This window comes from Bradyrhizobium sp. (assembly GCF_035652035.1).
Classification (GTDB): Bacteria; Pseudomonadota; Alphaproteobacteria; order Rhizobiales; family Xanthobacteraceae; genus Bradyrhizobium.
Map to the genome: position 1 here is coordinate 40,633 of NZ_DASREO010000001.1, position 12,838 is coordinate 53,470.

The following is a 12,838-nucleotide window of genomic DNA, read 5'->3' on the forward strand; positions in this document are numbered from 1 at the left end:
GACGCGCGGCTCTTTTGGGGTCAATGGGGAACGCATGGCGCTGATCTCGTGGAGATCAATCGGGTTGGTGTTGTCGGTCATCGCGACGATGCTCGCTGTGACCGCGCTGCCTGGCTATGCCCAATCCGCAGCGACATCGTCGTTCAATCACTTCACGACGGGATTTCCGCTGACGGGCGCGCATTCCAGCGTCGACTGCGGCTCATGCCATGCCAACGGCCGCTTCAAGGGCACGCCGCGTGGGTGCTTTGCCTGTCACAATGGCGCAAATGCGCAGGGAAGATCGCAGACACATCCAAAGACGACGAATTTCTGCGAGGGCTGTCACCAGACGTTGGACTGGCGCAACCTGCCTTTCATCGACCACATGCAGGCGACTGCGGCATGTGGCGACTGCCACAACGGCACGATTGCGCTTGGGAAGCCGGCCAATCATGTGGTCACGGCCGCGCCGTGCGACGGTTGTCACAAGAGCACCGCCAGCTTTGCCGGTGCGACCACCTTCAATCACGCCGGCATCTCGTCCGGCTGTGCGAGTTGCCACAACGGCGCCATGGCCCTCGGTAAGCCCGCCAACCACGTCCAGACGATCGCGGCGTGTGAGACCTGCCACCACAGCACGACGACATGGCTGGGCGCCGTGTTCGCGCATGCGGCGAGCGACACCAATTGCTCCAGCTGCCACAATGGGAGCGGCGCGACCGGGCTGACCACGCCGCCGCACATTCCGGTGAGCGGGGTGCAGTGCGGCAGCTGCCACACCAACACGGCGCCAAGCTTCGCGACCTATACGATGAATCACGCGGCGGTCAGCGCCAGCCGTTGTGACTCCTGTCACAACGGGTCGTACGCGAGCCAGGGCGGCAGGGGCGCGCTGGGGACCGCCGCATTTGCCGGTCATGTGCCGACCAATGGCGCCGATTGCGTCACCTGTCATGCCGGCGCGGCTGCGAGTTTCGCGAGCTGGGCCGGTGGCGCGTTCAAGCACGCGGCGACCGACACCAATTGCTCCAGCTGCCACAACGGCAGCGCGGCAACCGGTCTGACCACGCCGCCGCATGTTCCGGTCACGGGCGTTCAGTGCAGCAACTGCCATACCAATACGGCGGCAAGCTTCACGACCTACACCATGAGCCATGCGGCGGTAAGCGCCAGCCGTTGCGACTCCTGCCACAACGGCTCCTATACCAGCCAGGGCACCAAAGGCGCGTTGAGCACCGCATCATTCCCAAGCCATGTCGCAACCAATGGTCGGGATTGCATCAACTGCCATGCCAGCGCAGCCACCAGCTTCACGAGCTGGGCCGGCGGCGCTTTCACTCATGCAGCCACCGATACGAATTGCTCGAGCTGCCACAACGGCAGCACGGCGACCGGTCTGACCACGCCGCCGCATGTTCCGGTCACGGGCGTTCAGTGCAGCAGCTGCCATACCAATACGGCGCCAAGCTTCACGACCTACACGATGACTCACGCGGCGGTGAGCGCCAGCCGCTGCGACTCCTGCCATAACGGCTCCTACACCAGCCAGGGCACCAAAGGCGCATTTGGCACCGCGTCGTTCCCGGGTCATGTCGCCACCAACGGCCGGGATTGCATCACCTGCCACGCCAGCGCAGCTACCAGCTTCACCAGCTGGTCCGGGGGCGCGTTCACCCATGCCGCAACCGACACAAATTGCTCGAGCTGCCACAACGGCACCACCGCAACCGGCATGGTCACGCCGCCGCACATCCCGGTGACGGGCATCCAGTGCAGTAGCTGCCACACCAATACGGCGGCGAGCTTCACGACCTACACGATGACTCACTCGGCAGTGAGCGCGAGCCGCTGCGACTCCTGCCATAATGGGTCCTACACCAGCCAGGGCACCAAAGGCGCATTTGGCACCGCGTCGTTCCCGGGCCATGTCGCCACCAATGGCCAGGACTGCATCACTTGCCATGCCAGCGCGGCCACCAGCTTCACCAGCTGGTCTGGAGGCGCGTTCAAGCACGCGGCGACCGACACCAATTGCTCCAGCTGCCACAACGGCAGCACGGCGACCGGTCTGACCACGCCACCGCACATCCCGGTGACGGGCATCCAGTGCAGCAGCTGCCACACCAATACGGCGGCGAGCTTCACGACCTACACCATGACTCACTCGGCGGTAAGCGCCAGCCGCTGCGACTCCTGCCATAATGGCTCCTACACCAGCCAGGGCACCAAAGGCGCGTTGGGCACCGCGTCGTTCCCGGGCCATGTCGCCACCAACGGCCGGGATTGCATCATCTGCCATGCCGGCGCGGCCACCAGCTTCACCAGCTGGTCGGGCGGCGCATTCACCCATGCCGCAACCGACACCAATTGCTCGAGCTGCCACAACGGCACCACGGCGACCGGTCTGACCACGCCACCGCACATTCCGGTCACGGGTATCCAGTGCAGCAGCTGCCATACCAATACGGCGGCGAGCTTCACGACCTACACCATGACTCACTCGGCGGTGAGCGCGAGCCGCTGCGACTCCTGCCACAACGGCTCCTACACCAGTCAGGGCACCAAAGGCGCGCTGGGCACAGCGTCGTTCCCGAGCCATGTCGCCACCAATGGCCAGGACTGCATCACTTGCCATGCCAGCGCAGCCACCAGCTTCACCAGCTGGTCCGGCGGCGGATTCACCCATACCGCAACCGACACCAATTGCTCCAGCTGCCACAACGGCACCACCGCAACCGGCATGGTCACACCGCCGCATATCCCCGTGACCGGAATCCAGTGCAGCAACTGCCACTCCAATACGGCAACGAGCTTCACGACATACACGATGAGTCATACTGCCGTGGCAGGGAGCCGATGCGACTCCTGCCACAATGGTTCCTACACCGGCCAAGGCACCATCGGCGCCGAAGCCAAGCCGAGCGGACATATCCCGACAGCTCCGGCCGATTGCACCACTTGTCACGCAAGCACGACGAGCTTCGACAGTGGCGGCTCATCCGCGACATGTAAGATGGTCCATGCGGCGGTAACTGGAGTGACGTGCGCCACCTGCCACAACGGCGTCAACGCCAAGGGCAATCACGGACAAGGTACCAATTGCGGCCAATGCCACCAGGCAAAGGATACCGCCTGCGGCAACTACTCTGCGGGTGCGACCACAACGCCCACGCCCACGCCCACGCCGAAGCCCACTGGGACACCAACGCCGACGCCCACCCCCAAGCCGACAGGGAGTTCGACGCCAACTCCGTCGCCGATGCCAACACCAAGCCCGACGAGGGGAGACAGAGCGCAATCGACCGGCACACAGACCGCGAACAGGGCGACGCCGACGCCGACCGCAACGTCCACCGCTGCGACGACGACGCTGAAGTCGGCCGCTGTTGTGACGCCGACGTCGACACCTGCTCCGTCGCCGTCGCCGACATCAGCCGTGGCGAAACAAGCCGCTACGCTCGTGACGGCCGCGCAGCCGACGGCGGCCACGGCAGCGCCCACCGCCGCAGCAACCGCGTCCCAGCCGGCCGCTGCCGCTACGGTAACGGCCACGCCGACGCCTGCTCCGTCGCCATCGCCGACCTCAGCCGTGGCGAAACAAGCTGCCGCGCTCACGACGGCCGCGCAGCCGACGGCGACGGCAGTACCCAATGCCGCAGCAACCGCGTCCCGGCCGGCCGCTGCCGCTACGGCAACGGCAACGCCGACGCCTGCTCCGTCGCCATCGCCGACTTCAGCCGTGGCGAAACAAGCCGCTGCGCTCGCGACCGCCGCGCCGCCGGCCGCGACCACGCCCAGCACCGCCGCCACCGCATCTCGGCTCGTCGCTGCGCCCCCCGTGACCGCAACGCCAAACATTGCGACCGCCAACGTGGCGGCGCCTGCCGTCACGCCAGCCGCTCCGGCAACGAACGCGCCATTGATTGCGGCTGCTCCTGCGACGCCATTTGTCGCGCCTCTGGCGACAGTTCCGGGCGCGTTGACACCTGGAGCAGCGATGCTCGGTGCCGCTCCCGCGCCTGCGGCACCGCCCGGCTTCACTGGCCCCGGTTCCGCAGCCGCACCTTCAGCGATGCCCAACATCGCGGGCTCCGCGCTGCCGACCAAAATGAATCACCCTGCGGTCACCGGCGGCTGCGCGACATGCCACAACGGCGTCACTGCGCTCGGGAAGCCGAGCGGTCATATCGCCACCAGTGCGCCTTGCGAGACCTGTCACAAGAGCACGATGACCTTTGCCGGCGCCAGGATGAATCACACCGGAATTACCGGCGGTTGCGCCGCGTGTCACAACGGCGTCACCGCGCTCGGCAAGCCGGCCGGTCATATCGCCACCAGCGCACCCTGCGAGCTCTGTCACAAGAGCACGATGACGTTCGCCGGCGCCAGGATGAATCATGCCGGAATCACAAGCGGCTGCGTGACCTGCCACAACGGCATCACCGCGCTCGGAAAGCCCACCGGTCACGTCATCACCAATGCGCCTTGCGACACCTGTCACAAGAGCACGGTGACCTTTGCCGGCGCGCAGATGAATCACACCGGCATCACCGGCAATTGCGCGAGCTGCCACAACGGCGTGATCGCGCTCGGCAAGCCGACGAGCCACATCCCGACCACTGCCCCGTGCGAGACCTGTCACCGGAGCACCGTGACCTTTGCAGGCGCGCGGCTCGATCACAGCCGGGTCAGTGCGCCGTGTGCGAGCTGCCACAACGGCGCGACAGCCGAGGGCAAGCCGACCCGGCACTTCGTCACCAACTTGCCGTGCGAGTTGTGCCATCGAACCGTGACCTGGACCCCGGTGACGTACCGGCACACCTCGCCGGCCTTTGTCGATCATGGACCGGCGCTGGCTTGCAACAGCTGCCACGTATCGAACGCGCAGGTGGTGCCCTGGAAATTCCCGGCAATGAAACCGGACTGCGCGGGCTGTCATGCGGACAAGTATCGCCCGCCGGCGCATGTGAAGTTCGAGCATCCAGTCCAGGTCTACTACACCGCCATGGAACTGAAGGATTGTGCGGGGGCCTGTCACATCTACACGGACAACACGCAACGAACGATCCAGACGCGGCGGACCGGTATGCACCGGGCCATCGGAGGCGGTTGGTAATGAAACGAACCGCTTGTCGCCAAACGCTGGCGCTTATTGCTGCCACCGCGGTGATGTTGGCCGTGCGCGGCGCTTCGGCCGAGCCCGTCGTGGATCAGGCGCTGGCGGACGCGCAAATGGTGGTTCAGAAGGGGTGCGCGATCCTCAAGGTCAACTTCAATATTCGCATTCGCTACGCGAGTCATTTTCCGCTCGAACGTGGCGATGAATTGCGGATCACGGTCAATCCGGTGGATCGCAAGGAAGCAACAGCACTTCTGGGCTTGAAACGCGAGGCTGCCACCGTTCCCGCCGACAAGCGAGCGGGTGTCAACTCCATCGTGCTCGAGACCGCAAATCCGACCGGGCCCGTGCTGCGGATCAATTTCGACCATCCCGTTGCCTATCGGGTCGCCGCAGACTCCGATACCCAGAGCATTGTCGTCGCGATTGCCGGGGCTAAGCCATCGCCGGCCTGCAAACCGGTCTTCCCTGAATCGGCCGCCGTCGGATCTCCTGGCAATCGTCCCCCTGGCAGGATTTCCCAGCAGGATCTCAGGTCCGTTGCCGCCTGGATGGACGAGGGAAGGGCGGCGCTGCACAAGAATAATCCCCGCGGAGCAATCCAGCTCTTCAGCCGCATTCTCGGATATCCGGAAAATCAATACAGCCCGGAAGCGCAGGAATTTCTCGCTCTCGCTTATCAGAAGAACGGCCAGACGGCAGAGGCGCGGGCGCAATACGAGGACTATCTCCGCCGCTATCCGATCGGTGAGGCGAGTGATCGTGTTAGGCAGCGGCTGACTGCAATTGCGCCGAATGGCGAGGCGAGCGGCCCGCTGCGTACCCCGCCCGCGATGCTTCCCGCTGGAAAATTCACGCGGAGCGGCGAAACCAACTGGACGCTCGTCGGCAGCGCATCCGCGTTCTATATCCGGAACGACAGTTTTACCGCGGCGCGCGATCCGACGCTGGCGCCCAATCCCAATGTGGATCCTGATACGCACCGCGTGCACCAGAACGAAATACTCTCGAGCCTCGATGCGACTGCGACCTGGAACAACGACCAGACCAAGGGCAAGATCCGGTTTTCGGGCAGCGAAGAACATATGTTCAGCCCTGCCTCGCAGGATCTCGTCGGTATCGCCGCGTTTTCGGTCGACACATTGGTGAAAGACTGGAACGTCCGCTCGGTATTCGGTCGTCAGACCCTCAATACCGACGGCGTGCTTGGTCGCTTTGACGGTGCATTGCTGAGCTGGCAGCCGCTGACCATGTTGAGACTTGACGTCGTTGCCGGCTCGCCGGCGCTCAGTCGTTTCGATTTGCCGTTCAAGGACAACAAGTATTTCTATAGCGCGGGCGTGGGCCTCGGGCCGTTCTTTGGCGGCTTTGAAACGACGCTGTACGTGACGGAGCAACGGGATCGCTCGCTGCTGGATCGCCGGGCTGTCGGGATTGATGCCCGCTACTACGACGCGAACAAGTTCATGTTCGGTAACGTCGACTACGACGTCTATTTCAACCGGTTGAACGCGGCCATTTTCTCGGGATCATGGATTCTGCCCGACAAGTCGACGATCTACGGAGGCGCGGACTATCGCAGGACTCCCTATCTCTCGACCTGGAACGCTCTGCTCAACCAGCCGTTCGCAACGCTCTACGACCTGCTCAAGGCCAATGCCAACGCGCCGCTGCAGCAGCTTGCGCTCGAGCAGACCCCAATCTACAAGTCGGCCATGATCGGCTTCTCGCATCCGCTGAATGACAAGCTTCAGGTGAGCGCGGATGCCACCGTCGTCAACCTGACCCAGCCGCTTGCGCCGGTGGTCGGCCTCGACCCGGCGCTGGCCGCGCTGCCGGCGGGCAACGAATACTATTATTCAACCCAGCTTATCGCCAACAACATCATGAGGGACGGCGACATGTATATCGCAGCGCTGCGCTACTCGCAGATGACAACGTCGAATATGTATGTCCTCGACTTCAACAGCAGGTTTCCGGTGACGCCCGACCTACGCATCAGTCCGCGCTTGAGGCTCGGCTACACCATGGGCCGTGGGGGCACGGCCTTGACGGAATATACAGTCCTTCCATCGGTCCTGGTCGATTACCAGTGGACCAAGAATCTCAGCCTCGAGCTCGAGGTGGGCGCGCAATGGACGAACACCGTTCAAAGCGGCATCAAGAGCCAGACCACCGACCTGTTGGCCACGATGGGCATTCGCTACGATTTCTACACCGACGGCAACAGCAAGCCGAGCGACGAGAAGAGCAAGTTCGGGGCGCCCGCGGCGTCCGCCTTGTGCAGATATAGCGCCCGCCCCGATGGTAATTGCTCTCAGTCCGCTGCAGCCGGAAGATAATGGGGCTTTGGGGGAGAACGGCGGATCGATTGAGCCGCAATTTCGAGGCATTGCCGAGCGTGAGGAGTAGCTGATGACATTATGGCTCGTTCAGACAATTGCGACATCCATGATCGCGGTGTTGCTATCCCTTGTTTTTGTGCGACGGTTTGGGCTGCCGCGGGCGGACGGAGCCGTCGATGTCGAAGCCTGTCTGGATCGATTGGAAGAAATCGAGAGCGGGCTCCGACAAGGATCGATCCAGAAAGCCGAGGCGGACACCGCCCGGCGTGAGGTCGTGGAGCGTGCGCTGGCTCGCCGATCATCGCCGCTCGTCTCCATGCGTTCCAGGGGCGTCCCGGAGTTTGCATTGGCGTGTGTCGCTGGAATTCTGATAGCGGGCGCGGTCGGATTTTACACGACGAGCAGAGAGTTCGATGCGACCAAGGTGGCAGATCCCGTATCCGCACAGCAAATGCCCGCGCCGCCTGCGGAGGATGCGCCAGCCGTGAAGCGCCTTGCAGCCTTGGCACAGAGCTCGGCACCCGAGAGCTGGGCGCAGCCGCAGAAGCGATCCGGTCTGCCGTCAGTCGACGAGATGATCCAACGCCTGCTCGTTCGGCTTGAGAAGAACCCGGCCGATAGCGAAGGTTGGCGCACGCTTGGCTGGTCCTATTTCAACACCGGGCAGTTTGCCGAGGCCAGCGATGCCTACGCGAAAGCGATCGACGCCAGTCCCGGCAACGTGGAATTGAAAACAGCGCGCATCGACGCAATGGTCCGTGCCGCGGGCGGCAAGATCACGCCCGACATCAGTCATGTCATTGATGACGTGCTCACAAGCGATTCACGAAATGCGCGTGCGCGGTTCTTCAAGGCTCTGGCAAAAGAGCAGCAGGGCGACAAGACCTCCGCCCTGACCGACTGCGTCGGTCTGTTGAAGGAGATCAAGCCCGACGAGCCGTGGCTGCCGGAACTCAAGAGTACGATAGCGGCAATCGAGCGCGATCTCGGGATCGAGACAGCGACGCCTGCTGCAGGGCCGAACTCGGCGATCTCCAGCGAAGTGGTCGAGGGCTTGAAACGGGACGTGGAGACGCCGCGCTTGGCCGAGAACGGGCCGAATGCACAGGATGTCGCGGCTGCTGAGGCAATGTCCCCGACGGATCGGTCGGCCATGATCAGTGGTATGGTTGAGCGCCTGGCAAAACGACTTGAGCAATCGCCACGGGACGCGGACGGATGGATCAAGTTGATCCGCTCGCGCATGGTGCTGGGCGAGATCGACCAGGCGCGGCAGGCGCTATCGCGCGGCCTCGAGGTCTTTGCCGACGATGTCCAAGAGCGCGACCGGATCGTGGCCAGCGCGCGTGAACTCGGGCTGAATTGAACGCGACCCGCAAGCAAAGCGACGGCTTAGGGCGGTGAGTTTGACTTCCGGAGATCCACCCGGCCACCGCCGCGCTGCATTGGCGCCGCCGTCGACTTCCAGGATATCTCCTGTGACAAAGGTCGCATTGTCAAGATAGAGAACGACGTCGACGACGTCCTCTATCTCCCCAAAGAGGCCAATTGGCTGCATGGCCGCGAGAAAGCGTGCCTATCGCTCGGGTCCAGAACCGGGCGTCTCCGCCGGCCGTCGACAAGCGTCTTGACAAGCGGCACTCCGGCGAAATATTTTATACTTAAAATAATTCGATGGCGGCAGTTCAGCAAGCGGCGCGGCGCGCGAAAGCGAGGGATGATGCGCATAGTCTGTATCGGCGGCGGCCCGGCCGGGCTCTATCTTGGTCTCCTGATGAAACGCCGGCATCCGGAACATCTCGTCACCGTCGTCGAGCGCAACAAGCCCTACGATACGTTCGGCTGGGGCGTGGTGTTCTCGGACGCCATGATGCAGGCGATGCGGATCGCCGATCCCGAAAGCGCCGCCGAGATCGAAGATGCCTTCAATCATTGGGACGATATCGAGCTCGTTTTCAAGGGGACACGGCAGCGTACCTCCGGCCACGGCTTCATTGGCATCGGACGCAAGCATCTGCTCAATATTCTGCAGAAGCGCTGCGAGGCGCTGGGTGTCGAACTCGTCTTCGAGCGCGAGGTCGAGTCCGATCTCGAGTTTCCGGATGCCGACCTGATCGTTGCCTCCGACGGCGTCAATTCCAGGATCCGCGCCCGCTACGCCGGGCAATTCCAGCCCGACATGGTGATCCGGCCGAACCGCTACATCTGGCTCGGCACCAACAAGCTGTTCGATGCCTTCACCTTCGACTTCCGCAAGACCCAGCATGGCTGGTTCCAGGCGCACATCTACAAATTCGACGGCCAGACCTCGACCTTCATCGTCGAGACCACAGAGGAAGCCTACAATGCCCATGGTCTCGGCGATCTCGATCAGCAGGGCTCGATTGCATTCTGCGAACGGCTCTTTGCCGAGACGCTCGGTGGCGCGAAGCTCCTGACCAACGCACGCCATCTGCGCGGCTCGGCCTGGCTCAATTTCAGCCGTCTGATCTGCGGCAAATGGAGCGTGTTCAACGGCCGCTCGCATGTCGTGCTGATGGGAGATGCCGCGCACACGGCACATTTCGCGATCGGGTCGGGCACCAAGCTGGCGCTCGATGACGCGATCGAACTGGCCAATCAGTTCGACCGTCATGGTCACGATCGCGACAAGATAGGAGCCGTGCTGGAGGCCTACGAGGAGGTACGGCGGATCGACGTTGCGCGGATTCAGAACGCGGCCCGAAATGCAATGGAATGGTTCGAGGTGGTGGGCCGGCGCTATGCCGATACGCTCGAGCCGCCGCAATTCTTCTACTCGATGCTGACGCGGTCGCAGCGTATCAGCCATGAAAATCTTCGGGTCCGCGATCGCAGCTGGCTGGAGGGGTTCGAGCGCTGGTTCGCGGCGCGCTCCGGCGTTGCGGTGAAGGACGAGCAGCGTGCGCCGCCGCCAATGCTGACACCGCACCGCGTGCGCGGCCTGACGCTTGCGAACCGGATCATGGTCTCGCCGATGGCGATGTATTCGGCGCAAGATGGGCTGATTAACGACTTCCATATCGCTCATCTCGGCGCGCGCGCCATGGGCGGAGCCGGGTTGATCTTCGCCGAGATGACCTGCGTCTCGCCGGATGCGCGGATCACGCCCGGGTGCCTCGGGCTTTGGAACGACGCTCAGGCCGCGCAATGGCGCCGCCTGGTCGATCTGGTCCACAGCCTCGGCCACGCCAAGATGGGCATTCAGCTTGGCCATGCCGGACGAAAGGGGTCGACCAGGCTGGCGTGGGAAGGGATCGACCAGCCGCTGCTGTCTGACAACTGGCCGCTGATCTCTGCCTCTGCGCTGCCCTATCTGCCCCACAGTCAGGTACCGCGGGCGATGGACCGCAGTGACATGGATCGCGTGCGTGACGATTTTGTCGCGGCAACGCATCGCGCCGCGGCGGCCGGCGTGGAGTGGCTCGAGCTGCATTGCGCCCACGGCTACCTGCTGTCGAGCTTCCTGTCGCCGCTGACCAACCGTCGCACCGACGAATATGGTGGCAGCCACGACAATCGGGCGCGTTTTCCGTTGGAAGTGTTCAAGGCAATGCGCGCGGCCTGGCCATCGGATCGCCCGATGTCGGTGCGCCTGTCCTGCCACGACTGGACCGAAGGCGGCAACACACCGGCCGATGCCGCGATCTTCGCAGCGATGTTCAAGCAGGCGGGTGCAGATGTGATCGACTGCTCCTCCGGGCAGGTCTGGAAGGAGGAACGGCCGATCTATGGACGCCTGTTCCAGACCCCGTTTGCGGACTTGATCCGCAACGAGGTCGGCGTCGAAACCATCGCGGTTGGCGCTATCTCCGAGGCCGATCATGCCAACTCGATCCTCGCAGCGGGTCGCGCCGATCTCTGCGCCATTGCAAGGCCGCATCTGGCTGATCCGGCGTGGACGCTGCATGAAGCTGCGCGCATCGGGATCACCGCGGTCAGTTGGCCGAAGCAATATCTGTCCGCCAAGGGGCAATACGAGACCAATCTGGCGCGCGCTGCCGCAGCGGCGGCGGCACAGGTGAGCTGAGGAGCAACAGATGGGCTCCGTTGCCAAGGCGATCAGGCGCGAGTGGCTCGACTGGCCGTTCTTCGAGCCGCGCCATCATTCGCTGGCCGGGGCGCTTGACCGCTTCGTGCGGTCGGGGAGCCTGGACGAGATCGACCACGACAATGTCGACAGCGCCTGCCGCAGGCTCGTGCGTGCGATGGGCGAGGCGGGGCTGCTCGATTGCGCCGTCGCGGCAGCCGATGGTGATGCCACCACGATCGATTCCCGCTCGATCTGCCTGTCGCGCGAGTCGCTCGCCTATGCCGATGGTCTCGCTGACTTCGCCTTCGCCATGCAGGGGCTTGGCTCGGGTGCTATCGCGCTGGCGGGCTCTGCGGAGCTGCGCAGGGCCGTGCTGCCCAAGGTCCGCTCGGGCGAATGGCTGGCAGCCTTTGCACTCTCGGAGAAGGACGCAGGCTCGGATGTCGCGGCCATGTCTTGCGCGGCACGTCTTGATGGCAATGACTACGTCATCGACGGGGAGAAGACGTGGATCTCCAATGGCGGCATCGCCGACGTCTATACGCTGTTCGCGCGAACCGGGGAGGCGCCGGGCGCCCGGGGCATTTCGGCCTTTGTCGTCTTCCCGGATGATCCCGGATTCGCTGTTGCAGATCGCATCGAGGTCATTGCGCCGCATCCGCTGGCGACGTTGCGGTTTACGAACTGCCGTATCCCGGCCAGCCGTCGGCTTGGCGCGCCGGGCGGCGGCTTCAAGCTCGCGATGCAAACGCTCGATATCTTCCGCGCCTCGGTCGCCGCGGCGGCGCTCGGCTTTGCGCGTCGCGCGCTCGATGAGGCACTGTCGCATGCGAGGAGCCGGCACATGTTCGGCGCGACGCTCGGCGACCTCCAGTTGACCCAGGCCGCCCTCGGCGACATGGCGACCGACACCGACGCCGCGGCGCTCCTGACATATCGCGCGGCCTGGCGCCGTGACGTTCAGCGGCTTCCGACCACGCGCGAGGCGGCCATGGCGAAGCTCACGGCCACCGAGACCGCGCAACGCGTCATCGATCGTGCCGTGCAGATGTTCGGAGGGCGCGGCGTGCGCAAGGGCGAGGTCGTCGAAAGCCTGTATCGCGAAATCCGCGCGCTTCGCATCTACGAGGGCGCGACCGAAGTCCAAAAGCTGATTGTCGCGCGCGAGCTGCTGGAACCTCGGTGAGCGCTATTGACTAGCTAGCACTACTTTGGCAGAATGTCGGTTCTGCGTGCTTTATAGGATTCCCGAATCAATTTTTCAATGATTCATGGGTGGTCGGCTCTTGGAGGGCTGACCATGGCGGGATGGGAAGACGAGCTCGAACGCTGGCTGATGCC

The 12,838-nt window shown here is 63.9% G+C and carries 5 protein-coding genes; all 5 read left to right on the top strand.

Features of this window, described 5'->3' with window-relative positions:
- Positions 1–34: 34 nt before the first annotated feature.
- The 5 genes from VFB05_RS00190 (at position 35) to VFB05_RS00215 (ending at position 12,683) form a co-directional block, all read left to right on the top strand.
- Positions 35–5,098: a hypothetical protein gene (locus tag VFB05_RS00190; RefSeq protein ID WP_325007456.1), complete on the top strand. Its 5,064-nt coding sequence runs from the start codon at positions 35–37 to the stop codon at positions 5,096–5,098.
- Positions 5,098–7,443, top strand: coding sequence for a hypothetical protein (locus VFB05_RS00195; protein ID WP_325007458.1), 2,346 nt, complete (start codon positions 5,098–5,100; stop codon positions 7,441–7,443). Before VFB05_RS00190 ends, VFB05_RS00195 begins: the two co-directional genes overlap by 1 nt.
- Before the next feature lie 73 nt (positions 7,444–7,516).
- Complete coding sequence (gene ccmI, locus VFB05_RS00200; protein WP_325007460.1) at positions 7,517–8,812, top strand: c-type cytochrome biogenesis protein CcmI; 1,296 nt, start codon at positions 7,517–7,519, stop codon at positions 8,810–8,812.
- Positions 8,813–9,166: 354 nt separating this feature from the next.
- Positions 9,167–11,494, top strand: coding sequence for a bifunctional salicylyl-CoA 5-hydroxylase/oxidoreductase (locus VFB05_RS00210; RefSeq protein WP_325007466.1), 2,328 nt, complete (start codon positions 9,167–9,169; stop codon positions 11,492–11,494).
- A 10-nt stretch (positions 11,495–11,504) separates the two neighbouring features.
- On the top strand, positions 11,505–12,683 hold the full coding sequence (locus VFB05_RS00215) for an acyl-CoA dehydrogenase family protein (protein WP_325007462.1): 1,179 nt from the start codon (positions 11,505–11,507) through the stop codon (positions 12,681–12,683).
- Positions 12,684–12,838: the final 155 nt, after the last annotated feature.

Coding starts and splice junctions, on each gene's coding strand:
- VFB05_RS00190 (WP_325007456.1), top strand. CDS start 35: ATGGCGCTGATCTCGTGGAGATCAATCGGGTTGGTGTTGTCGGTCATC.
- VFB05_RS00195 (WP_325007458.1), top strand. CDS start 5,098: ATGAAACGAACCGCTTGTCGCCAAACGCTGGCGCTTATTGCTGCCACC.
- ccmI (WP_325007460.1), top strand. CDS start 7,517: ATGACATTATGGCTCGTTCAGACAATTGCGACATCCATGATCGCGGTG.
- VFB05_RS00210 (WP_325007466.1), top strand. CDS start 9,167: ATGCGCATAGTCTGTATCGGCGGCGGCCCGGCCGGGCTCTATCTTGGT.
- VFB05_RS00215 (WP_325007462.1), top strand. CDS start 11,505: ATGGGCTCCGTTGCCAAGGCGATCAGGCGCGAGTGGCTCGACTGGCCG.